This is a genomic window from Streptomyces sp. NPDC092369 (assembly GCF_044755245.1).
Lineage (GTDB): Bacteria > Actinomycetota > Actinomycetes > Streptomycetales > Streptomycetaceae > Streptomyces.
The window spans coordinates 2,071,767-2,094,698 of record NZ_JBIVQP010000001.1; the positions used below are offsets into that span (position 1 = coordinate 2,071,767).

The following is a 22,932-nucleotide window of genomic DNA, read 5'->3' on the forward strand; positions in this document are numbered from 1 at the left end:
CCCTGGTCAAAGCGTTCTTTGTGATGTCGGGATAGCCGACGGCTATCAGCGGTCGGCGCTGCCCAGGTAGGTGTGCAGCAGCTCGTCCAGCGCGTCCCGCACCCCGGCCTCCCGCGCGACCTTCAACAGCGCCTCGGCCAGGACGGACTGCGGCTCGCTGCGGGCGACGACCAGGCCGACCCGTGGTCCGTGCGCGGGCCCCTCCAGCGGGATGACCCGCATGCCGTCCGGGACGCCGAACATGTACAGCCAGGCGTGCGAGATCACGCTGGACCAACGGCCGCCGGTCAGATGGGCGTAGAGCCCCGCGACACTGTCCGACTCGATGGCGGGCGTGACTGTCACGCCCTCGGCGGCGAAGCACTCGTCCATGATGCGGCGGTTGCGCATCCGGGGGTTGAGCAGGCACAGCGGCAGTTGGGCGGCCTGGGACCAGCGGGCCTTCGCGACGCCGGCGAGCGCGCCGCCGACAGGGGTGAGCAGGACGTACCGCTCCTCGTACAGCGGGAAGCGGCGTACGTGACGCAGGGTGTCGTCGTCGAGGTAGGTCATCGCCGCGTCCAGCTCGAACTCGGTGAGCCCGTGGGTGATGTCGACGGAGGACAGCGACTCCAGGGCGACCCGGGCGCGCGGGTGGCGGTCGCAGAACGGGGTGGTGAGCAGGGAGGCGGCGGGCAGCGCGGTCGGCACGACACCGAGCCGCAGCGTGCCGGCCAGGCCGTCGCGCAGCGCCGACAACTCCTGTTGCAGGGCGTCCCGTTCGGCGAGGATGCGGTGCGCCCACGCCAGGACCACCTCGCCCTCGGGGGTGAGGCCCTCGTACCGTCGGCCGCGGCGCACGATCGGGACGTCCAGTTCGTGTTCGAGGCGCCGGATCGCGGCGGACAGGGTCGGCTGCGAGACGTAGCAGGCGGCCGCGGCGCGGGCGAAGTGACGTTCCCGGGCGAGCGCGACGAGGTATTCGAGCCTGCGGAGCAGCATGTGCTCAGGGTGCCTTGCGCGAGGGCGTGTGCGAACCCCGGTTCACCGGCGTACGTAGTCTCCCTCGACGCGGATCGCGCTGATACCGCTGATGTAGCGGGCACCGCAGCGGTCCTGCGGGAGGACCGGTTGCGGGCCCGCGCCGTCGAGCGGGGCGCATCTGCCCTCCCGCTCGCCTCTGTCGGGAGCTGCTTCCCGCCTCCGGCCGGGAGCCGCTCAGTACACGTCCCTGACGTACCGCTTGTCCGCCGCGAGCTGCTTCACGTACGCCGTCGCTCCGGCCTCGTCGAGGCCGCCGTGCAGGGCGGCGATGTCCCGCAGGGCCCGGTCGACGTCCTTGGCCATGCGGGAGGCGTCACCGCACACGTAGAGGTGGGCGCCCTCCTGGAGGCGGGACCAGAGCAGGGGGCCGTGTTCGCGCATGCGGTCCTGGACGTACACCTTGGCGCGCTGGTCGCGGGAGAAGGCGGTGTCGAGGCGGTCGAGGGTGCCGTCGGCGAGGAGACCGGTCAGCTCGTCCTCGTAGTAGAAGTCGGTGGCCCGGTGCTGTTCGCCGAAGAACAGCCAGTTGGGGCCGCGGTGGCCGAGGGCACGGCGCTGTTCGAGGAAGCCGACGAAGGGGGCGACTCCGGTGCCGGGGCCGATCATGACCATCGGGGTGGCGGGGTCGACGGGCGGGCGGAAGTGCGGGGAGCGCTGGACGTGCACCGGTACGGGGGTGTCCGGTTCGGCGTCGGCGAGGAACGGGGAGCAGACGCCCTGGCGCGGGCGGCCCGCCAGGTTCTCGTAGCGCACGACGGAGACGGTGAGGGAGACCTGGTGGGGGTCGGTCAGCGGGCTGGACGATATGGAGTACAGGCGGGGTTGGAGGCGGCCGAGGACGTCCGTCCACTCCTGTGCGCCGGCCCGGACCGGGTGCTCGGCGACCACGTCGACGGCCTGCCGGCCCCAACACCACTTCGCCAGACCGTCCTTGTTGTCGGGGCGCAGCAGCTTCTTCAACTCCCGTGGGTCGCCGACCCGTTCGGTGAGGAAGCGGAGCAGTCCCGGGGTGATCCGGGTGATGTCGAGGTGCCGCAGCAGCGCCTCACCGAGCGGCATCTCACCTACGCCGTTCACGTCGACCGCCGTGTCCGCGTCGAGGCCGGTGACAGTTAGCCACTCCCCCACCAGAGCGCGGGAGTTGAGCGGCCGGACGCCGAGCGCGTCGCCCGCCTCGTAGACGAGCGGGGTCTCGCTGTCGCGGGTGTCGAAGGTGAACCGGCGGACCTCCTTGCCGGCGCCGGGGCGGCTGAGGAGGCGGTTGCCGGTGAGACGGGCGGTGACGGGGGCGGGCCTTCGTGTACGTGCCACTGCGGGCGCGGTCGGGGCGGGGGCCGTCGGCATGGCGGTGGGCATGGCCGCGGCCTTGGGCTCCCCTTCCGGTGTCCCGGCGAGCGCGGCGAGTACCTGGTCCAGCCACTCGTGCGCCGCGTCCTCGTAGTCCGGTTCGCAGTCCGTGCGGGGCGTGAGGCTCGACGCGCCCAACTCCCGCAGGCGTTGGTCCAGGCGGCGGCCATGGCCGCAGAAGTCGTCGTACGAGGAGTCACCGAAGGCCAGGACGGCGTAACGGCGGCCCTCCATGCGCGGGGTGTCGGGGGCGGCCAGGGTCTCCCAGAAGCCGGTGCCGTTGTCGGGGGCGTCGCCGTCGCCGAAGGTGCTGGTGACGAGGAGCAGATCGGCGCCGGGCGGCAAGGTGGCAGGGTCGGTCTCGTCCATCCCGAGCAGAGAGGGAGCGTGACCGTCCGCCTTGAGCCGCGCGGCGATCGCGGCGGCGAACTCCTCGGCGTTGCCGGTCTGCGAGGCCCACAGGATCACCACCTCACGGCCGGGTGCCGGCGTGGGTACGGCGGTCTCGGCGCCCGGCGTCGCCCGCGAGTACATGCCGGCCAGCACACCGTTGACCCAAAGCGCGTGTTCGGGGCTGAAGGGCGCGGAGGGCGGGAGAACGGGCACGCCCGGGGCGCCGGAGGAGATGCCGGCGAGGAAACCCACGAGGTACTGCCGTTCAAGGGCGGTGAGTTGGGGCGGGGGGCCGGGCTGGAGACCGAAGGGCCCGCCGGAGGGCATGATCGCCGCGCCCGGCGTCTCCGAATCCGACCTCTCGGTATCCGGCCTCTCGGTATCCGGCGTCTCCGAATCCGACCTCTCGGTATCCCGCCTCTCCGTGCTCGAACTCACCACGCCCGGCCCCGGAGTCCGCACCGTCACCGGCGTCGACACCTTCGTCAGCGACACCGCGCAGACCTTCAACTCCGGCTGGAAGGACAGCGGATCGACGGCATCACTGGTGACCGCGTTGACGCTCAGGTACTCCCCGAAGACGTCGTTCCAGTGGAAGGGCGCGAAACAACTCCCGGGCCGTACGCGGTCGGTGACCACGGCCGGCAGCACGGCACGCCCCCGCCGTGAGGCGACCTCCACCGAGTCACCGTCGCCGACACCGAGGTGGGCGGCGTCCTGTGGGTGCAGTTCGACGAAGGGCCCGGGGTTGAGCCTGTTCAGCTTGGGCACCTTCGCGGTCTTGGTGAGCGTGTGCCACTGGTGCTGCAGCCGACCGGTGTTGAGGACGAACGGGTAATCGTCGTCGGGCATTTCGGCGGCCGGGATGTGCGGGCGGGCGAAGAAGACGGCACGGCCGCTCGCGGTGGGGAAGGTGAGCGAGCCGTCCTCGTTCACGTACCGCACCGGGTTGCGGTCGGGCCCGTCCTCGGTCGGGGCCGGCCACTGCACGGGCGTGGAGCGCAGCCGTTCGTAGGTCACTCCGCGCAGATCCCAGCCGGTCTTCGGGTTCCAGGCCCGCTTGAGCTCCTCGAAGACCTCCTCGGCACTGTCGTGGGAGAAGCCTTCCTCGTACCCCATCTCCCGGGCGACGGCCGCGATGATCCGCCAGTCGGCGGTGGCCTCGCCGGGCGGGTCGGCGGCGGGCGAGGCGAGGGTGAGGTTGCGTTCGCTGTTGATGAGGACGCCCTCGGTCTCGGTCCACAGGGCGGCCGGCAGCACGACGTCGGCGTACGCGTTGGTCTCGGTCTCGGCGAAGGCGTCCTGGGTGACGACGAACTCGGCGGCCTCCAGGCCCTCGATGACGGTCTTGCGGTTGCCGACGGAGGCGACCGGGTTGGTGCAGATGATCCAGCAGGCCTTGATGTCGCCGTCGGCCATCTTCCGGAACATCTCGACGGTGCCCTTGCCCACCCCGTCGGCGCGAACGCTCCCGGCGGGCAGTCCCCACAACTCCTCGACGAACGCCCGCTCCTGGTCGACGAGTACGGACCGCTGCCCGGGCAGACCCGGCCCCATGTATCCCATCTCCCGGCCGCCCATGGCGTTGGGCTGGCCGGTGAGGGAGAAGGGGCCGCTGCCGGGGCGGCAGATCGCGCCCGTCGCGAGATGCAGGTTGACCAGGGCGTTGGTGTTCCAGGTGCCGTGCGTGGACTGGTTGAGGCCCATGGTCCAGCAACTGGTCCACTCCCCCGCCTCGCCGATCAGCCGGGCGGCCTCCCGCAGGTCGTCCTCGGCGAGGCCGGTGATCTCGGCGACGGCGGCGGGCGGGTAGTCGGCGAGGAAGGCGGGCATCGCCTCCCAGCCCTCGGTGTGGCGGGCGATGAAGTCGGGGTCGGTGTGCCCGTTCTCGTGGAGCAGGTGCAACAGCCCGTTGAGCAGCGCCAGATCGGTGCCCGGCTTGATCTGGAGGAACAGGTCGGCCTTCTCGGCGGTGGTGGTGCGGCGCGGGTCGACGACGATCAGCTTGGCGCCGCCCGACTTCACCCGGTCCATCATGCGCAGGAACAGGATCGGGTGGCAGTCGGCCATGTTGGAGCCGATGACGAAGAAGACGTCGGCGCGGTCGAGGTCCTGGTACGAACCGGGCGGCCCGTCCGCTCCGAGGGACAGCTTGTAGCCGGTGCCGGCGCTGGCCATGCACAGCCGCGAGTTCGACTCGATCTGGTTGGTCCGCACGAACCCCTTGGCCAGCTTGTTCGCCAGGTACTGGGCTTCGAGCCCCAGCTGCCCGGAGACGTAGAAGGCAACCGCGTCCGGACCGTGCTCGTCGATGATCGCGCGCAGCCGCCGGGCCGTCTCGGTGATCGCTGTGCCGAGCGCGGCGGGCTCCTCCTGCGCGCCCCGCTCGGGCCGGCGCAGGGCGGTGGTGAGGCGGCCGGGCGCGGCCAGCATGTCGGCGGTGGTCGCGCCCTTGGTGCACAGCCTGCCGAAGTTCGCGGGGTGCGCCTTGTCGCCGGACGCCTTCAGGACCGTACGCCGTCCGTCCGGGCCCATGCCGACGTCGAGGATCATGCCGCAGCCCACTCCGCAGTACGAGCAGACCGTGCGCACCTTCCTCGTGCCGGCGTTCCCCGTGTGCGGCGCGGCCACGGGCATCCCTGCCTCTCCTGATCGTCCCGTGCGGGTGGAGCTTCCGTGACCGTACGAAATGCCCATTACGCGGGTGTCTCCTGGGCCGGTCGGCCGGGGTTACGCGGGACGCACAGGGGTGGGGTGGGCGATGTGAGAGGGGCCAGGAGGGCGGGTCAGGAGTGGGTCGGGGCGGGGTCAGTCCTCGATGACCAGGCCCTTCGCCGCCAGCAGCGGTTCGAGACCGCAGATCTCGACGACCGTGCGGCCCGCCCGGTACGCGGCGATGAACTCCGCCTCCGTGTCGACCCGCCGCTGCGAGGCGGCGACCGCCTCGGCCGCGTCCTCCTGGCGGACGACGACCACGCCGTCGGCGTCGGCCCGCATCACGTCGCCGGGGCGGACGAGGACCCCGCCGATGGTGACCGGCTCGCACATCGGCCCGACGGTCTCCTTGACCGTGCCCTTGATCGAGACGCTGCGGGAGAAGACCGGGAAGCCCAGGTCGCGCAGGTCCTCGGTGTCCCGGACGCCGGTGTCGGTGATCAGGCCGGCGAGGCCCTTGGACTGGCAGGCGTTGGCGAGGACGTCACCGAAGGAGCCCGCCTCCGCGTAGTCGCCGGCGGACACGACCACGACGTCACCCGGCCGGGCATAGGCGATGGCGGTCTGGAGCATGAGGTTGTCGCGCGGGGCGCACTGGACGGTGAAGGCGGGTCCGCACAACGACATGCGGTGGTCGACCGGCTTGATCGCCGAGTCCAGCGCGCCGAGCCGGCCCTGTGCCTCGTGGATGGTGGCCGTGGAGAAGGCGCTCAACTGCCTGACGACGGAGGGTTCCGGCCGCTCGAACTTGGTGCTGACGCGGATCATGACGACCTTCCCGAGAGGGCCGCGCAGGCGGCCGCGATACGTGTGCAGGCTTCGGCGAGGATCTCCGTGGAGGTCGCGAACGAGATGCGGAAGTAGCCGGGCGCGCCGTACGCGGCTCCGTGGATCACCGCTACCTGGCGGTGGTCGAGCAGGTGACGGGCGAAGTCCTCGTCGTCCTCGATCGGGCGGCCCTCCGGTGTCAACTGCCCGATGGCGGCCCGGCAGTTGACCAGAAGGTAGAAGCCTCCGTCCGGGACGGTGCACCTGAGTTGGGGTACATCGTTGATGAGCTTCACGGTCGCGTCGCGGCGTTCGCGGTAGACGCGCACGGTGTCCCGTACGAAGTCCTGCGGTCCCGTGAGTGCGGCGGCAGCGGCGGCCTGGCTGATGGAGGAAGGGCAGGAGGAGGTCTGGGACTGGAGGGTGTTGATCGCGGTCACCAGGTCCGCCGGACCGACTCCGTACCCGATGCGCCAGCCGGTCATCGCATACGTCTTGGAGACGCCGTTCGTGAGGAACACCCGGTCGGCCAGGCGGGGTTCGGCGGCCGCCAGGGAGGGGGTGCTCTCGTCGCCGTACCAGATCTCGTCGTAGATCTCGTCGGTGAGAACGCGGACGCGCGGGTGAGCCAGCAACACCTGGGCGAGTGCGCGCAGTTCGGCGGTGGTGTAGGCGGATCCGGTGGGATTGCCGGGGGTGTTGAGGACGACCCAGCGCGTACGGTCGGTGATCGCGGCCGCGAGTCGCTCCGGGGTCAGCTTGAAGCCGTCCGTCTCCGGGCAGTCGACGATGACCGGCGTGCCGTCGTTGGCGCGGACCATGTCCGGGTAGGACACCCAGTACGGGGCGGGGACGATGACCTCGTCCCCTTCGTCCAGGGTCGCCATCAGGGCGAGGAAGATGACCTGCTTGGCGCCGCCGCCGACGGTGATCTGGGCGTCGGTGCACTCCAGGCCGTGGCGCTCGCGGAGTTTGCCGATGATCGCGGCACGCAGGGCCGAAGTGCCGTTCACCGGCGTGTACTTGGTCTCGCCCGCCCCGATCGCCCTGATCGCGGCGGCCTTGACGTGGTCGGGGGTGTCGAAGTCGGGCTCGCCCACCGTGAGGTCGTAGACGGTGAGGCCCTGGCTCTTCAGCTCGCGCACGCGCTGGGCCGCGGCCGTGCTGGGCGAGGGGTTGATACGGCGTACGCGCTGTGCCGTGTTGGCGGGCATCGGCTCAGCCCTCCCTGCGCTCGAAGTTGAGGCCGCCGGGCACCTGGAAGGTGGGCAGGATCTCGATGTGGCCGATGTTGACGTGGCGGGGCGCGTCGACGGCGAACTCGATGGCGTCGGCGATGTCCTCGGGCTTGAGGGACTCGTAGCCGTCGTAGAACTCGCGCCGGGCGGCCTCCATGTCGCCGAGGAGCCGGCCGAAGATCTCCGTCTCCACGCGGCCGGGGCAGATCTCGCTGACGCGGACCCGGCGGCCGTAGCCGTCGACCCGGAGTTGGCGGGAGAGGGTGTGCACGGCGGCCTTGGTGGCGTGGTAGATCGTGTTGCCGCCGAAGTTGTAGACACCGGCGATGGAGCTGATGTTGACGATGTGGCCGAGGTCGCGCTCGACCATGCCGGGCATGAGCAGCCGGACCAGGTGCAGCACGGACTGGATGTTGACGGCGATCTGCTCGTCGACGGCGAACTCGTCGGCGGTCAGGATGTTGCCGGTACGGGAGACGCCCGCGTTGTTGACGAGGACGTCGATCTCCAGGCCGTCGAGGACGGCGGTGAGCGCCTCGGTGTCGGTGATGTCGACCGCGTGGGGGACGCAACCGGTCTCGTCGGCAAGGGTGTTGAGCCGGTCGGCGTTGCGGGCCACGGCGTGGACTTCGAGGCCGCGCTTGGCGAGGCGCTCGACGACCACGGCTCCGATGCCGGTCGACGCTCCGGTGACGAGGGCCGTCCTGTAGTCGGAGATGGGCATGCTGAGGGCTCCTTGCTGTGCGGGGTGGGGTGTACGGGCCGTGCGGGTGCGGGCGTGCGTGGGTGCGGGCGTGCGGGTGCCCGGGGCCTGAATGCCTGGCGCGGTCAGGCGTCGCGCAGGGGCAGATGCGCCCGGTCCGTCACTCGGGAGACGGCGATGAGCGTGCCGAGTGCGGTGACGACGGCGTAGAAGGCAGGCATGTTGACGTTGCCCGTGCGGTCGATCAGGTAGGTCATGAGCAGCGGGGCGGTGCCGCCGAAGAGGGCGGAGGAGACGTTGTAGCCCAGGCCGTAGGCGGAGTAGCGCACGCGCGTCGGGAAGAGTTCGACGAGCAGGATGTGGATGACCCCTGTGTGGCCGGCAAACACAACTGCCATGACGCAGGCGCCGATGACGGCGAGGGCCACGTTGCCGGTGCCGATCAGGAGCGCCCGCCGCAGGCTCGGCGCCGCGTCCGCGAGTCTCGCGGACGGCTCCTGGGACCTGTTCCGGATGCACGACCACCTCGGCCAGGACGTCCACGGCGCCTGCCTCGGCCTGATCGGCTACGGCCAGATCGGCCGCGCGGTCGCGCGCCGGGCCCACGGCTTCGGCATGCGCGTACTCCACCACGACCCGTACGCCCCCGACGACGACCTCTCGACCGCGGTGGATCTGCCCACGCTGCTGACCGAGTCCGACGTCGTGTCGCTGCACGTCCCCCTCACGGAGGAGACGCGGCACCTGATCGGTGCCCGCGAACTGGCCGTGATGAAGCCCACCGCCACCCTCGTCAGCACCTCCCGCGGCGGCGTCGTGGACGAGGACGCCCTGCTCCACGCCGTCCGCGAGGGCCGGCTGCACTCCGCGGGCCTCGATGTCTACGAACACGAGCCGATGGGACGGGAGTTGTCCCCGCTGGTCGCGGAGCCGTACGTCGTCACCCTCCCCCACATCGGCTCGGCGACCGAGGCCACCCGCGCCGCGATGGTCGATCTGGCGGTCGACAACATCCTCGACGTCCTGGCCGGCAGGCCCGCGCGGACCCCGCTTCCCGGGAGTGCGAGGACGTAGGAATCACGCAAGAATTTGCATTGCTTGCGTTCGCTTGCGCTCTCGGAACGCAAGTTCCCCACTGCTCTTCAGTCGCAGATCGGGCTACGCGGGCCCACAAGGAGCGCCCTGCGCCCCGCCGTTCAGCCACTTCAGCGGCCCGCGAGGGGCTTCCGCGCCGCCGCCGACCCCGAGGGGTGAGTGCTTCTGGTGAAAATTGTGCTGTTCGGGCTGTAGACCCATCCACTTCGCTCTGCAATATTTCGATGAAACAATGCAAATTCTCGCCTGAGCCGCCCCCCATCGCACCTCTCTGATCGTCCTGCACCTTTCTGCACCACTCCGCCAGGAATGAGCCGCCCTCGCCGCCCCCACCGGCGCGCGAGCCTCCGCAGGAAGCGACCCCGCATGATTCGACACAAGCAGAGATCCACCAGGCGCCGCGCGGCGACCGCCGCGCTCGCCTCCGCCGTCATGGTTCTGGGCCTGCCCGCCGTCGGCGCGCACGCGGCCGGCGGCCCCAACGCCGCCGCGGACGCCAGGACCACCGCGGGCAGCACCCGCGGCGCGCACAAGGCCGGCAACATCACCGACGGCGACACCGACACCTACTGGCAGGCCGGAAAGAAGTCGGCCCAGTGGGTGCAGACCGACCTCGGCAGAACCGAGCGCGTCCGCCAGGTCGTGCTGCGGCTGCCCGAGGACTGGCAGACCCGCAAGCAGACGCTCGCCCTCCAGGCCAGCGCCGACGGAAAGAGCTTCGCCACGCTCAAGTCGTCGGCGCAGTACGTCTTCAGCCCCGGCAACGACAACACGGTGAAGGTCTCCTTCCCCGCGACCCTCGCCCGGTTCGTACGGGCCGACTTCAGCGCCAACTCGATAGCCGGCACCGCCCAGTTGGCGGAGCTGCAGGTCCTCACGGCTGCCGCCGCGACCCCCAACCTCGCCCAGGGCAAGCCCTTCACCGAGAGCGGGCACGCCGACGTCTACGGCGCGGCCAACGCCGGTGACGGCAACCGCAACACCTACTGGGAGAGCACCAACAACGCCTTCCCGCAGTGGGTCAAGGTCGACCTCGGCTCGTCGGTCCAGATCAACCAGGTGACCCTGCGGCTGCCCAGCGGCTGGCCGAGCCGCAGCCAGACCCTCAAGGTCCAGGGCTCGACCGACAACCAGAACTTCACCGACCTGACGGCGTCGAAGGCGTACACCTTCGACAGCTCCAACGACCAGTCGACGACCATCGCCCTTGACACGACCACCACGCGGTACGTCCGCGTGCTGATCACCGCCAACACCGGCTGGCCGGCGGGGCAGTTGTCCGAGCTGGAGGTCTACGGACCGGCCACCGGCGACACCCAGGCACCCACCGCGCCGACGGGCCTGGCCTACACCGAGCCGGCCACCGGCCAGATCAAGCTGACCTGGAACGCGGCCACCGACAACACGGCCGTGACCGGCTACGACGTCTACGCCAACGGGCAGTTGAGGTCGAGCGTCGCCGGGAACGTCCTGACGTACACCGACACGCAGTCGGCCGGCACCACCGTCACGTACTTCGTGCGGGCCAAGGACGCGGCGGGCAACGTCTCCGCCAACAGCAACAGCGTCACCCGCACGGGATCGGGCGGCGACACCCAGGCACCCACCGCGCCGGGCAACCTCGCCTACACGCAGACCGGCAACGACGTGAAGCTCACCTGGCAGGCGTCGAGCGACAATGTCGGTGTCACCGGCTACGACGTCTACGCGGGCGCGCAGGTCGTCGGTTCCGTGGCGGGCACCGTCCTGACCTACACCGACACCCCGTCGCCGTCAGCCACTGTCGTCTACACCGTGAAGGCCAAGGACGCCGCCGGGAACGTGTCGGTGGCGAGCAACAGCGTCACCCGGGCCGGTAGCGGGGGCGGCTCCGACCTCGCCCAGGGCAAGCCCATCGAGGCCTCCTCGTACACCTTCACCTACGTCGCCGCGAACGCCAACGACGGCCAGGTCAGCACCTATTGGGAGAGCGGGGGCGGCGCCTACCCGGCCACCCTCACCACCAAGCTGGGCGCCAACGCCGACCTCAGCCAGGTCGTCGTCAAGCTCAACCCGGACGCCGCCTGGTCCACTCGTACCCAGAACATCCAGGTGCTCGGCCGCGACCAGGACGCGACCGCGTTCACCAGTCTCGCCGCGGCGAAGGACTACACGTTCAATCCTTCGAGCGGCAATACGGTGACCATCCCGGTCTCCGGAGCCGCGGCCGACATCCAGCTCAAGTTCACCTCCAACACCGGCGCCCCCGGCGCGCAGGTCGCCGAGTTCCAGGTGATCGGCACCCCGGCCGCCAACCCGGACCTCAGGGTCACCGGTATCACCAACTCCCCTGCGGCTCCTGTCGAGTCGGATGCCATCAGCCTGACGGCGACCGTCACCAACAGCGGCAGCAAGGCGTCCAAGGCCACCGACCTGAACTTCACGCTCGGCGGCACCAAGGCCGCGACGGCGGACGTTCCGGCTCTTACGGCCGGTCAGTCCACCACGGTCACGGCGAGCATCGGCACCCGGGACGCGGGCAGTTACGCGGTCGGCGCCGAGGTGGACCCGACGAACAAGGTCATCGAGCAGAACGAGGCGAACAACGTCTTCACCCGCTCCGACGCCCTCGTGGTCAAGCCGGTCTCCAGCTCCGACCTGGTCGCCGCACCGGTCGCCTGGACCCCGACCAGCGCCTCCGCGGGTGACAACGTCTCGTTCACCGTGGCGATCAAGAACCAGGGTTCGGTGGCCTCGGCCTCCGGCGCCCACGGCGTCACGCTGACGGTCAAGGACGCGAACGGCGGCACCGTCAAGACGCTCACCGGCACCTACAACGGCGCCATCGCGTCCGGCCAGACGACCGCGCCGGTCGCCCTCGGCTCGTGGACGGCGGCCAACGGCAAGTTCACCGTCACCACGGTCATCGCCGACGACGCCAACGAACTGCCGGTCAAGCGGACCAACAACACCACCACGCAGAACCTGTTCGTCGGCCGCGGCGCGGACATGCCCTACGACATGTACGAGGCCGAGGACGGCACCGTCGGCGGCGGCGCCAAGGTCGTAGGACCCAACCGCACCATCGGCGACATCGCCGGCGAGGCCAGCGGCCGCAAGGCGGTCACCCTCTCCGCGACCGGCCAGTACGTCGAGTGGACCACCCGGGCGGCGACCAACACCCTGGTCACCCGCTTCGAGATCCCCGACGGCACCGACACCACACTCAACATCTACGTCGACGGCCAGTTCCTGAAGTCCATCGACCTCACCTCCAAGTACGCCTGGCTGTACGGCAACGAGACCGCGCCCGGCAACTCGCCCGGCTCCGGTGCCCCGCGCCACATCTACGACGAGGCGAACGTCCAGCTTGGAAAGACCGTGCCCGCCGGCTCCAAGATCCGGCTCCAGAAGGACGCGGCCAACACCTCCACCTACGCGGTCGACTTCATCAACCTCGAACAGGCGACGGCGGTCCCGAACCCGGACCCGGCCGCCTACACGGTCCCGGCCGGCTTCTCGCACCAGGACGTGCAGAACGCGCTCGACAAGGTCCGCATGGACACCACGGGCAAGCTCGTGGGCGTCTACCTGCCCGCCGGTGACTACGAGACCTCCAGCAAGTTCCAGGTCTACGGCAAGGCGGTCAAGGTCCTGGGAGCCGGGTCGTGGTTCACCCGCTTCCACGCACCCTCCTCGCAGGAGAACACCGACGTCGGCTTCCGGGCCGAGGCGACCGCGAACGGCTCGTCGTTCACCGGCTTCTCCTACTTCGGCAACTACACGTCCCGGATCGACGGTCCGGGCAAGGTGTTCGACTTCTCCAACGTCTCGGGCATCACCATCGACGACATCTGGGTCGAGCACATGGTGTGCCTCTACTGGGGCGCCAACACCGACAACATGACCATCAAGAACTCCCGCATCCGTGACACGTTCGCCGACGGCATCAACATGACGAACGGCTCCACGGACAACCACGTGGTCAACAACGACGCCCGCGCCACGGGCGACGACAGCTTCGCCCTCTTCTCGGCGATCGACGCGGGCGGCGCCGACGAGAAGAACAACCTGTACGAGAACCTGACGTCGACGCTCACCTGGCGTGCGGCCGGTATCGCCGTCTATGGCGGCTTCAACAACACCTTCCGCAACATCAGGGTCGCCGACACCCTGGTCTACTCCGGCATCACGATCTCCTCGCTGGACTTCGGCTACCCGATGAACGGCTTCGGGACCGATCCGACGACGATCGAGAACGTCTCCCTGGACCGAACGGGCGGCCACTTCTGGGGCTCCCAGGTCTTCCCCGCGATCTGGGCGTTCTCGGCCTCGAAGGTCTTCCAGGGCATCCGGGTCAACGACGTCGACATCGACGACTCCACCTACGGAGGCGTGATGTTCCAGACCAACTACGTCGGCGGCCAGCCGCAGTTCCCGGTGAAGGACACGATCTTCACCGACATCTCCATCACCAACTCCAAGAAGAGCGGAGACGCGTTCGACGCCAAGTCCGGATGGGGCATCTGGGCCAACGAGCTGCCGGAACCGGGTCAGGGACCCGCCGTCGGCTCGGCCACCTTCCGCAACCTGCGGATGAGCGGCAACTTCCAGGACATCCGCAACACGACGTCCACCTTCACGATCAACATCGAGTAGCGAGCGAGTAGCGCAGACCATCACCGCATGAAGCGGGGCCGCCCTTCCTGACAGGGGCGGCCCCGTTCGGCATGTGTCACATGCCTACCAGCCGACGGCGACCAGGAGCCACTGCGGGTTGGCGTGGGAGATGAAGGAGGACTGTCCCGCCACGTCGTCGTAGGGGAAGCCGTAGGCGAGTTGGTTGATGGCGTTGTCGTGCCAGAACTTGGCGTAGTAGTTGGCGGGCGCGGCCTTGTAGAACTGCGCGGGGTCGGACTGCTGCGAGGCCGGCAGGGTGGCCACATGACGGTTGAGTGCGGCACACATGTCGGGGTTGGCGGCCAACGAGCCCGCGCAGCCGAAGATGTCGGAGGTGGCCGCGTTCACGCCGACCGACTGGGCGTACGAGGTGAAGTAGTTGGCGTTGACCCCGCCCGCACGGAAGCTCGGGTCGCTGCCGGGCGCGATGATCCGGTACGGAGCCTGGGTCTGGGTGAGCACCTTGAACTGCGAGGGCACCGCGTCGGTGAACCGCTGGAACGTGGTGGCACGATCCTCGGCGAAGGTCTGCCGGTTCTCACCGACCTCGACGTCGTAACCGTCCTTGCTGTGCAGCCGCATGGCGAGCTTGAGCCCGAAGGCGTCGACGCGGGTGGTGTTGCCGTTGAAGACGTTGTTGCCGACCGTGAACTCGATGAAGTCGTAGTACGAGCTGGTGGGCGAGCCGAGATAGAAGTACATACGGCCCGCGGAGTTGGCCGGCATGTCCAGATAGGGCTGCTCGGCGATGGAGTGCGTCTGCCCGTTGAAGCTCCAATACACCTGGCTGTCCGGGTACTTGCCGTTGGTCCGGTTGAGGATCTTCACCTCGACGGCGTTGGCGGCCGGGGGAATGTCGGTGGTGCTCCCCCAGAAGGAGTCCGGCGGAGTCGTGCTCCCGGGCCCGTAGACCTGGAACTCCCAGAGCGAGTAGCCCCATTGGGTGGCCCGTGCGGTTCCGTTCACCCGCACATAGCGCCCGCTGCCGGTGATGTTGATGCTCTGGTTGCCACCCGTGGAGGTGGTGGTGGAGTAGACGGTGGTCCAGGCGTTCGCGTCGGTCGAGGTCTGGATCTGGTAGGCGGTGCCGTAGGCGGCCTCCCAGTTCAGGGCGACCCGGGTGAGCTGCTGCACGGACCCGAGATCCACCCGCACCCACTGCGGGTCGGAGAAGGCCGAGGACCAGCGGGTACCGGTGTTCCCGTCGACGGCCGCACTCGCGGGAAAGGCCCCGCTCTCGGTCGAGGACGCGGTGGCGGGCTTTCCTTGGGACAGCAGCTGTTCGGCGGCGTGGGCGGGCGAGGAGGTCAGGGTGACGAAGCAGGCGACGATCAGGATGACGACGAGTCCGAGAGCGGTACGGGGGCGTACGACACGGGCCGGATGTCTGCCGAGTGTGCCGGGTACGCCGGCGGAAGTCTGCATGGAGAGTCTCCTCAAGCCGGTTCGGCGTGCGGGGGGTAGGAGCTGAAGCAGATGTGAGAGCGCTCTCCCCGGGTTGTAGCCCCGCCCTGTCCCGACGTCAACAACTGAAGCCGAATCCACAGCTGTTCACCGGTGCGGACACGTGACACCGGGGATCCGTTCAGAACCCGACCACGGCCGTCGCCTCAACCGGGTCGGTTCATGCATCAGTTGACGCATCCGGTACGGACCTGCGCGGAGGTCGGGTGCCGGAACAAGCTCCTCCTCCGAGTTGTTGATCTCAACACTCAACAGAAGGAGCAGCGATCATGACCAAGGGACCCGCACTCATCGTCGGAGTCGGCCCCGGCCTCGGTCTGGCCCTCGCGGAGACCTTCGCCGCGGACGGCCACGCCGTGGCGCTGTTCGGGCGGGACGCGGCACGGCTGGACAAGTACGCGTCCGAGCTGGCCACCGAGGGCCGAGCGGCGCGTGCCTACCCGGTGGACGCGGCCGATCCCGAGGCCCTGGAGGCTGCGCTCACGCGTGCCGCGGACGAGCTCGGGGCGCCGGACGTGCTCGTGTACAACGCGGCCCTGGTGAGGCCTGACACGCCCACCGAGCTGGACGCACGGGAGTTCGCGCACACCCTCGCGGTCAACGTCACCGGAGCGGTCGTCGCGGCCCGGACGGTCCTCCCGCTCCTGCGTGACGGCCGAGGGAGCCTGCTGTTCACCGGTGGCGGTCTGGCGCTGGACCCCGCGCCCGCGTACACGTCCCTGTCGGTGGGCAAGGCGGCGCTGCGGTCGTACGTCCAGTCGCTCCACAAGCAGCAGCAGGGCTCCGACGTCCACGCGACCACCGTGACGATCGGCGGCTTCATCGGTGGCGACGACCCGCGCTTCTCCCCCGCGAACCTGGCCGCGGCCTACCTGGACCTGCATCACCAGCCGCGGGACCAGTGGCAGGCCGAACTCCGCTACGTCTGAGGGCGCGAGGCCGGCTCCAGAATCGCCACGCACTCCACATGATGGGTCATCGGGAACAGATCGAACGCCCGCAGCGTCCGCACCTTGTACCCCCCGTCCCGGAAGTACCCCAGGTCCCGCGCCAACGCGGCCGGATCGCATGCCACATAGGCGATCCGCCGCGCCCCCAGCGACGCCATGTGCTCGACCGTCCGCTTTCCCGCCCCCGCACGGGGCGGGTCGAGGACGATCAGGTCGACCTCGGTGATGCCGGTGCGCGGGAGGACCGCCTCGACCTTGCCCTGTTCGATCCGTACGCGCTCGAACCCGGCCAGGTTGTGCCGCGCGTCCTCGACCGCCCGCTTGCCGGACTCGATGCCGAGGACCGCGCCCTTGTCGCCGAGGCGGTCGGCGAGGGCGCCGGCGAAGAGGCCGACGCCGCAGTAGAGGTCGAGCGCCATCTCGCCCTTGCGCGGCATCAGGCCCTGCATGACCGCCTTGACGAGGGTGTCGGCGGCCATCGGGTGGACCTGCCAGAAACCGCCGCTGCCGACGCGGTAGGTGCGTCCGTCGGCCCGCTCGCGCACGAATCCGCGCCCGTGGACGCGGTGGATACCGCCGTCGTGCTCCTCGACGCGCATGACGGAGACGGGGCGGTCGAGCTCGACCAGGGGCAGACGCGCGCCCGGGTTCGGCTCCAGGATCACCATGCGGTCCTGGGATCCCGTCGCCGCGATCGCCTCGACCGACGCCATACCGGCCCAGTCCCGCTCCTCGATGCCCAGTTCGCTGACGCCCGCCGCCGCGATCATGCAGTGCTCGACCGGCTCGACCTCGTGCGAACGGTGCTTGCGCAGACCGGCGTTGCCGTCCACGTCGACCGCGTACTGCATGCGCGTACGCCACTGCGGCACCTGCCCGGCCGGCAGCTTGTCGCCCTCGGCAGGCACCACCGTGCCGTCCCAGCCGGCCTCCTCCGGGGTGAGGCCCGCGAGCCGCTGGAGCTGCTCGGCGATCACCTCGCCCTTGAGCCGGCGCTGCGCTCCCGGCTTGGCGTGCTGCCAGTCGCAGCCGCCGCAGCGGCCGGGACCGGCGTAGGGACAGGGCGCCTCGATGCGGTCCTTGGACGCCGAGAGGATCTCGACCGCGTCCGCGCGCAGGAAGCGGGCGCCCTCCTCGCCGTCGGTCACCCGGGCCACGACCCGCTCGCCGGGCAGCGCGTGCCGGACGAAGAGCACCTGGCCCTCGGAGGTACGGGCGATACAGTGCCCGCCGTGTGCGACGGGCCCGATCTCGACCTCGTACGCCTCCCCGACCAGCGACTTCTTCGGTTCTGCCTGCATGGCGGGGTGACTCCACAACATCGAAAGAAAATACGGCCGGACAACAGCCCACCAGTCTACGTGGGTGCCGCCCGGCCGCCGACCAACGAACGTCAGCCCTTGCCGCCGGTGCCCGGGCCCGTGCCGGTGCCGGTGGGCTCCTTCGGCCGCACCTGCGCCGGACCCCGCCGCACCGCACCCGGCGCGTTCCAGTCCTGCCGCTTGCGCGCCCGGTTGCGGGCCGCCTCCGAGGACTGCAGCTGGTACGGCACGGACGTCACCATGATGCCCGGCACGAACAGCAGCCGGCCCTTGAGCCGCAGGGCGCTCTGGTTGTGCAGCAGATGCTCGTACCAGTGCCCGACCACGTACTCGGGGATGATCACGGACACCGCGTCGCGCGGCGACTCCTTCCGCAGCCCCTTCACGTACTCGATGATCGGCCGCGTGATCTCGCGGTACGGCGAGTCCAGCACCTTCAGCGGTACGTCGATCCCGCGCCGTTCCCACTCCTCGCGCAGCGCCTTGGTCTCGGCCGGGTCGACGTTGACGCTGAGCGCCTCCAGCGTGTCCGAGCGCATCAGCTTGGCGTACGCGAGGGCGCGCAGGGTGGGCCGGTGGATCTTGGAGATCAGCACGACCGAGTGCACGCGGGAGGGCCGTACGCTGTCGTCGCTCGGGCCCTCGGGGGCCGCGATCTCGGTGGAGACCCGGTCGTAGTGCTTACGGATCGCCGTCATCGTCGCGTAGAAGATGACCATGCCGAGCAGGGCGACCCAGGCGCCGTGGGTGAACTTGGTGCCGAGGACGACGACCAGCACCAGGCCGGTGAAGAAGGCGCCGAAGGTGTTGATGGCGCGCGAGCGGACCATGTGCCGGCGCTTGGCCGGGTCCTTCTCGGTGGCCAGGTGGCGGTTCCAGTGCCGGACCATGCCGGTCTGGCTGAGCGTGAAGGACACGAACACGCCGACGATGTAGAGCTGGATGAGGCGGGTCGAGTCGGCGCCGTAGATGACCACGAGCAGCATTGCCGCGCCGGCCAGCAGCACGATGCCGTTGGAGAAGGCGAGGCGGTCGCCGCGGGTGTGCAGCTGGCGGGGCAGGTAGCGGTCCTGGGCGAGGATCGAGCCGAGCACCGGGAAGCCGTTGTAGGCGGTGTTGGCGGCCAGGAAGAGGACCAGCGCGGTGGCCGCGGCGAGGATGACGAAGAGGAAGCTGCCCTTGCCGAAGACGGCCTCGGCTACCTGGGTGATGACCGGGTTCTGGACATAGCCGGAGCCGACCTCGGCACCGTTTTTGAGCAGGTCGGTGGCCGGGTTCTCGGCCATGCGGACCTTGGTGGTCAGGGCCAGGACGATGATCCCGCAGAACATGGTGACCGCGAGCAGGCCCATCGCGAGGAGCGTGGTGGCCGCGTTCTTCGACTTGGGCTTGCGGAAGGCCGGCACGCCGTTGGAGATCGCCTCGACACCGGTGAGCGCCGCGCAGCCCGAGGAGAAGGCCCGCAGCAGCAGGAAGACGAGGGCGAATCCGGCCAGGCCCTGGTGCTCGGCCTTGATCGTGTAGTGGGCCGTCGGGGCCCGCATGGTGTCGTCGAGCACCAGGCCGCGGAACGCGCCCCACGCGATCATGATGAAGACGCCCGCGACGAAGACGTACGTCGGGATCGCGAAGAGCTTCCCGGACTCCTTCACCCCGCGCAGGTTCATCAGGGTCAGCAGCACGATCACGCCGACCGCGCAGGCGACCTTGTGCTCGACCACGAAGGGGATGGCGGAGCCGAGGTTCTCGATGCCGGAGGCGATCGAGACGGCGACGGTGAGGACGTAGTCGACGAGCAGGGCGCTCGCGACGGTCAGCCCGGCCTTGGCGCCCAGGTTGGTGGTCGCCACCTCGTAGTCGCCACCGCCGCTGGGGTAGGCGTGCACGTTCTGTCGGTAGGAGGCGACCACGGTGAACATCAGCACGACGACCGCGAGGGCGATCCAGGGGCTGAAGTGGTAGGCCGACACACCCGCGATGGACAGGACCAGCAGCACCTCGCCGGGGGCGTAGGCCACGGAGGAGAGCGGGTCGGAGGCGAAGACGGGGAGGGCGATGCGCTTCGGCAGGAGCGTTTCGCCCAGCCGGTCACTGCGCAGTGCGCGCCCGATCAGAATCCGCTTGGGCACGTCGGTCAGTTTGGACACAACTGAGCATCGTAGGCGTTCGAACGGGTGCACAACCACCCGCCACCCCGCATCTGCTCTACGGGTGAACTCTGAGGCGGCCCGGCGACGGATTCCGCAGGTAGCCCGCTCCCCATGTCTATATGACTAACACCGCCCCATTCCCCGGCCGTTGCCGCCCCTTGCCATGACCCGGAGGTTCCATGCACGCCACAGCGGAGTTGATCGGCGCCGCGGTGACTCTCGTCGGCCTCGGACTCCTCACCCTCGCCAGTGTCCGCAGCATCAGCCGTCGCTGAGGTCACGGACGCGCACGGCAACCGTGCACAGGGGTGCCGACGTCCTACCGCGCGTGTGTAGCTTGGGCGTCGGTCTGAGACCCTTGGCTGAGCAGTAGTTTTAGGACACCGGAAGGACGGTCGTGCACATCGTCATCATGGGCTGCGGAAGAGTGGGTTCCGCTCTTGCCCAGACCCTGGAGCAACAGGGGCACACGGTCGCCGTGATCGACCAGGACCCCACCGCCTTCCGTCGTCTCGGTCCCGGATTCGGCGGCCGCCGGGTCACCGGAGTCGGCTTCGACCAGGACACCCTGCGCGAGGCCGGCATCGAGGAGGCCGGCGCCTTCGCCGCCGTCTCCAGCGGCGACAACTCGAACATCATCTCGGCCCGCGTGGCCCGCGAGATGTTCGGCGTGGAGAACGTGGCTGCCCGGATCTACGACCCCCGGCGCGCCGAGGTCTACCAGCGCCTGGGCATCCCCACCGTGGCCACGGTCCGCTGGACCGCCGACCAGATGCTGCGCCGGCTGCTCCCCTCCGGCGCGGAGCCGCTGTGGCGCGACCCCACCGGTGGGGTCCAGCTCGCCGAGGTGCACGCCTCCGCGGCCTGGGTCGGCCACAAGATCAGCACGCTGCAGGAGGAGACGGGCGTCCGCGTGGCGTTCCTGACCCGGCTCGGCGAGGCCATCCTGCCCAGCTCCCAGACGGTGCTGCAGGAGGGCGACCTGGTGCACGTGATGATGCGCACCGACGAGGTCGACAAGGTCGAGGCGTCCTTCGCCAAGGGTCCCGAAGAGGAGAGCGGTCACTGATGAGGGTCGCCATTGCCGGCGCCGGCGCCGTGGGCCGCTCGATCGCGGCCGAACTGCTGGAGAACGGTCACGAGGTCCTGCTCGTCGACAAGGCGCCGACCGCCATCTCGGTCGAGCGCGTCCCGCAGGCGGAGTGGCTGCTGGCCGACGCCTGCGAGATCACGTCCCTGGACGAGGCCGCGCTCCAGCGCTGCAACGTCGTGATCGCCGCGACCGGCGACGACAAGGTCAACCTCGTCGTCTCCCTGCTCGCGAAGACGGAGTACGGCGTCCCGCGGGTGGTCGCCCGCGTGAACAACCCGAAGAACGAGTGGCTCTTCAACGAGTCCTGGGGCGTCGACGTCGCCGTCTCCACCCCGCGCCTGATGTCGGCCCTGGTCGAGGAGGCGGTGTCGGTCGGCGACCTGGTCCGCCTGCTCCGCTTCAGCCACGGCGACGCCAACCTCGTCGAACTGACCCTCCCCGAGGAGTCGGCCCTGGCCGGCACCCAGGTCGGCGACGTGGAGTGGCCCGAGGACACGTCCCTGGTCACCATCATCCGCGGCACCCGGGTCCTCACCCCGTCCCGCGAGGACTCCCTGGAGGCAGGCGACGAACTCCTGTTCGTGGCGGCCCAGGCGAGGGAAGAGCAGTTGGAGGATCTGTTGTCGGTCCGCAAGGAGGACGCGGCGGGTTAGCGACCGGTTTGGCCTGTACGACGATGAAGGGCGCCCCGATGTCTCGGGGCGCCCTTCATTTTTCAGCCCGTCCGGCGTTTGAGGACGAGGCCGTTCAGGCCGAAGCGGGGTCTGGGGGCGCAGCCCCCAGCGAGGCCCGCGCCAACGCCGGGTGCTACGCCTCGCGACGGTGCCTTCCGGCAACCTCACCCTGCTCAGCCGGCGCAGCCGCCTTGCGTTCCTTCTCGGCCTGCTCCTCGGCCTCCATCTCCGCGAAGACGTCGATCGGCGCGGGCGCCTTCGCGAGGAAGACCCAGGTCAGCCAGACCGCGAGCAGGAAGGGCGGGATCTTGAGGGCGACCAGGACCCAGCCCAGCTGCGCGGTGTTGGCCCACCAGTACAGCGGAAAGAGGACCGCGCACTTGGCGAGGAGGATCAGGCCCCAGGCCCAACTGGCCTTCGCGTAGGCCTTCTTGCGGCCCGGGTTGCGGGTGCGCCAGGAGAGGTTCTCCTTGAAGACCGGGCCCAGGATGAGGCCGATCAGCGGGACCCCGCACAGGGTCGTGATGATGTACGCCAGCGCCAGACCCAGCGTGTAGAGCATGCCGGGGAGGTAGAAGTCCTTGGCGTTGCCGGTCATCATCGCGAAGACGACACCGAAGGCGACGCCGAAGACACCGCTGAAGGCGTGCTTGACGGTGTCCCGCATGACCAGCCGGACCACCACCAGCGCCAGGGAGACGGCGAGAGCGGCGATGGCCGCCCAGTGCAGGTCCTTGTTGATCGTGAAGATGGTGACGAACAGCAGGCCGGGCAGGACGGTCTCGACCATGCCCCGCACTCCACCGAACGCCTCGAACAGGGCGGCCTCCGTCACCGCCCGCGCATCGTCGGCTTGAGTGTCTTCGGTCGGCTTGTCGAGCGACGTCACCGGCTACTCCCGTCCGAGGGGTCTGAGTTCGTATTTCGGATTGAACAGCACCCGGCGGCCTCGGCTCATCGAGATCCGGCCCGATGCGATCAGTCTGCGTCCCGGCTCTATCCCCACGATGGAGCGCCTGCCCAGCCACACCACGTCCAGCGCGGCGGAGCCGTCGAACAGCTCGGCCTCCAGGGCCGGGACCCCCGCGCGCGGGCGCAGGGTGACCGTGCGCAAGGTACCAGTAACCGTGACGATCTGTCGGTCGTGGCAGTCACCGATCCGCACGCAGCCCGCGGTCTCCGCGTCCTCGCGCAACTCCTCCGACTCCAGGTCCTCCTGGGACGAGGAGAGCCGGTCGAGCATGCGCCGGAAGCGGCCCACCGCCTTTTCGGAACGAGGAACAGCACTCATATCTGAAGCGTACCGGGGTGCACTGACACGTACGTACCCGCGAGCCC

At 69.7% G+C, this 22,932-nt stretch carries 16 protein-coding genes; 5 read left to right on the top strand and 11 right to left on the bottom strand.

Features of this window, described 5'->3' with window-relative positions; genetic code table 11:
• Nucleotides 1–45: 45 nt before the first annotated feature.
• The 6 genes from ACIQI8_RS09025 to ACIQI8_RS09050 form a co-directional block, all read right to left on the bottom strand.
• The gene (locus ACIQI8_RS09025) at nt 46–981 is read right to left on the bottom strand and encodes a LysR substrate-binding domain-containing protein (protein ID WP_402346380.1); all 936 of its coding nucleotides are present in this window, start codon (nt 979–981) and stop codon (nt 46–48) included.
• Between the two features lie 216 nt (nt 982–1,197).
• The gene (locus ACIQI8_RS09030) at nt 1,198–5,400 is read right to left on the bottom strand and encodes a molybdopterin-dependent oxidoreductase (RefSeq protein ID WP_402346382.1); all 4,203 of its coding nucleotides are present in this window, start codon (nt 5,398–5,400) and stop codon (nt 1,198–1,200) included.
• A gap of 171 nt (nt 5,401–5,571) precedes the next feature.
• Entirely contained in the window at nt 5,572–6,246 is a 675-nt protein-coding gene (locus ACIQI8_RS09035) for a 4-carboxy-4-hydroxy-2-oxoadipate aldolase/oxaloacetate decarboxylase (RefSeq protein WP_402346384.1), read from the bottom strand.
• Entirely contained in the window at nt 6,243–7,460 is a 1,218-nt protein-coding gene (locus tag ACIQI8_RS09040) for an aspartate transaminase (protein ID WP_402346386.1), read from the bottom strand. Before ACIQI8_RS09040 ends, ACIQI8_RS09035 begins: the two co-directional genes overlap by 4 nt.
• A 4-nt stretch (nt 7,461–7,464) precedes the next feature.
• The gene (locus ACIQI8_RS09045; protein WP_402346388.1) at nt 7,465–8,208 is read right to left on the bottom strand and encodes an SDR family oxidoreductase; all 744 of its coding nucleotides are present in this window, start codon (nt 8,206–8,208) and stop codon (nt 7,465–7,467) included.
• 104 nt (nt 8,209–8,312) lie between these two features.
• A complete protein-coding gene (locus ACIQI8_RS09050; protein ID WP_402346391.1) occupies nt 8,313–8,585 on the bottom strand; it encodes an MFS transporter in 273 nt (90 codons plus the stop codon).
• On the opposite strand from ACIQI8_RS09050, the gene ACIQI8_RS09055 reads away from it, so the two are divergent.
• Entirely contained in the window at nt 8,584–9,261 is a 678-nt protein-coding gene (locus ACIQI8_RS09055; RefSeq protein ID WP_402346393.1) for an NAD(P)-dependent oxidoreductase, read from the top strand. The two genes, ACIQI8_RS09050 and ACIQI8_RS09055, sit on opposite strands and share 2 nt — an antisense overlap.
• 387 nt (nt 9,262–9,648) lie before the next feature.
• Nucleotides 9,649–13,920 (top strand): discoidin domain-containing protein, encoded by a 4,272-nt coding sequence (locus ACIQI8_RS09060; protein ID WP_402346395.1) that lies wholly within the window; start codon nt 9,649–9,651, stop codon nt 13,918–13,920.
• Nucleotides 13,921–14,004: 84 nt separating this feature from the next.
• On the opposite strand, the gene ACIQI8_RS09065 is transcribed toward ACIQI8_RS09060, so the two are convergent.
• Nucleotides 14,005–15,366 carry a beta-1,3-glucanase family protein gene (locus tag ACIQI8_RS09065; protein ID WP_402346397.1) on the bottom strand — a complete coding sequence of 454 codons (1,362 nt, stop codon included), beginning with the start codon at nt 15,364–15,366 and terminating at the stop codon, nt 14,005–14,007.
• A gap of 308 nt (nt 15,367–15,674) precedes the next feature.
• Between ACIQI8_RS09065 and ACIQI8_RS09070 the strand changes: the two genes are divergently transcribed.
• Nucleotides 15,675–16,334 carry an SDR family NAD(P)-dependent oxidoreductase gene (locus ACIQI8_RS09070; RefSeq protein ID WP_402346400.1) on the top strand — a complete coding sequence of 220 codons (660 nt, stop codon included), beginning with the start codon at nt 15,675–15,677 and terminating at the stop codon, nt 16,332–16,334.
• Here the strand turns inward: ACIQI8_RS09070 and ACIQI8_RS09075 are convergent.
• Complete coding sequence (locus tag ACIQI8_RS09075) at nt 16,325–17,656, bottom strand: class I SAM-dependent RNA methyltransferase (protein ID WP_402346401.1); 1,332 nt, start codon at nt 17,654–17,656, stop codon at nt 16,325–16,327. The two genes, ACIQI8_RS09070 and ACIQI8_RS09075, sit on opposite strands and share 10 nt — an antisense overlap.
• 92 nt (nt 17,657–17,748) lie before the next feature.
• Nucleotides 17,749–19,824: an APC family permease gene (locus ACIQI8_RS09080; protein WP_402346403.1), complete on the bottom strand. Its 2,076-nt coding sequence runs from the start codon at nt 19,822–19,824 to the stop codon at nt 17,749–17,751.
• 400 nt (nt 19,825–20,224) lie between these two features.
• On the opposite strand from ACIQI8_RS09080, the gene ACIQI8_RS09085 reads away from it, so the two are divergent.
• Both ACIQI8_RS09085 and ACIQI8_RS09090 read left to right on the top strand, forming a co-directional pair.
• The gene (locus ACIQI8_RS09085) at nt 20,225–20,896 is read left to right on the top strand and encodes a TrkA family potassium uptake protein (RefSeq protein WP_280879668.1); all 672 of its coding nucleotides are present in this window, start codon (nt 20,225–20,227) and stop codon (nt 20,894–20,896) included.
• A complete protein-coding gene (locus tag ACIQI8_RS09090; RefSeq protein WP_402346405.1) occupies nt 20,896–21,573 on the top strand; it encodes a potassium channel family protein in 678 nt (225 codons plus the stop codon). Before ACIQI8_RS09085 ends, ACIQI8_RS09090 begins: the two co-directional genes overlap by 1 nt.
• A 154-nt stretch (nt 21,574–21,727) precedes the next feature.
• On the opposite strand, the gene ACIQI8_RS09095 is transcribed toward ACIQI8_RS09090, so the two are convergent.
• Both ACIQI8_RS09095 and ACIQI8_RS09100 read right to left on the bottom strand, forming a co-directional pair.
• Nucleotides 21,728–22,483: a DUF3159 domain-containing protein gene (locus tag ACIQI8_RS09095; RefSeq protein ID WP_402346407.1), complete on the bottom strand. Its 756-nt coding sequence runs from the start codon at nt 22,481–22,483 to the stop codon at nt 21,728–21,730.
• Between the two features lie 3 nt (nt 22,484–22,486).
• On the bottom strand, nt 22,487–22,885 hold the full coding sequence (locus tag ACIQI8_RS09100) for an OB-fold nucleic acid binding domain-containing protein (protein ID WP_401721977.1): 399 nt from the start codon (nt 22,883–22,885) through the stop codon (nt 22,487–22,489).
• Nucleotides 22,886–22,932: the final 47 nt, after the last annotated feature.

Coding starts and splice junctions, on each gene's coding strand:
- ACIQI8_RS09030 (WP_402346382.1), bottom strand. CDS start 5,400: ATGCCCGTGGCCGCGCCGCACACGGGGAACGCCGGCACGAGGAAGGTG.
- ACIQI8_RS09050 (WP_402346391.1), bottom strand. CDS start 8,585: ATGGCAGTTGTGTTTGCCGGCCACACAGGGGTCATCCACATCCTGCTC.
- ACIQI8_RS09075 (WP_402346401.1), bottom strand. CDS start 17,656: ATGCAGGCAGAACCGAAGAAGTCGCTGGTCGGGGAGGCGTACGAGGTC.
- ACIQI8_RS09055 (WP_402346393.1), top strand. CDS start 8,584: ATGACGCAGGCGCCGATGACGGCGAGGGCCACGTTGCCGGTGCCGATC.
- ACIQI8_RS09100 (WP_401721977.1), bottom strand. CDS start 22,885: ATGAGTGCTGTTCCTCGTTCCGAAAAGGCGGTGGGCCGCTTCCGGCGC.
- ACIQI8_RS09040 (WP_402346386.1), bottom strand. CDS start 7,460: ATGCCCGCCAACACGGCACAGCGCGTACGCCGTATCAACCCCTCGCCC.
- ACIQI8_RS09065 (WP_402346397.1), bottom strand. CDS start 15,366: ATGCAGACTTCCGCCGGCGTACCCGGCACACTCGGCAGACATCCGGCC.
- ACIQI8_RS09035 (WP_402346384.1), bottom strand. CDS start 6,246: ATGATCCGCGTCAGCACCAAGTTCGAGCGGCCGGAACCCTCCGTCGTC.
- ACIQI8_RS09060 (WP_402346395.1), top strand. CDS start 9,649: ATGATTCGACACAAGCAGAGATCCACCAGGCGCCGCGCGGCGACCGCC.
- ACIQI8_RS09045 (WP_402346388.1), bottom strand. CDS start 8,208: ATGCCCATCTCCGACTACAGGACGGCCCTCGTCACCGGAGCGTCGACC.
- ACIQI8_RS09025 (WP_402346380.1), bottom strand. CDS start 981: ATGCTGCTCCGCAGGCTCGAATACCTCGTCGCGCTCGCCCGGGAACGT.
- ACIQI8_RS09090 (WP_402346405.1), top strand. CDS start 20,896: ATGAGGGTCGCCATTGCCGGCGCCGGCGCCGTGGGCCGCTCGATCGCG.
- ACIQI8_RS09070 (WP_402346400.1), top strand. CDS start 15,675: ATGACCAAGGGACCCGCACTCATCGTCGGAGTCGGCCCCGGCCTCGGT.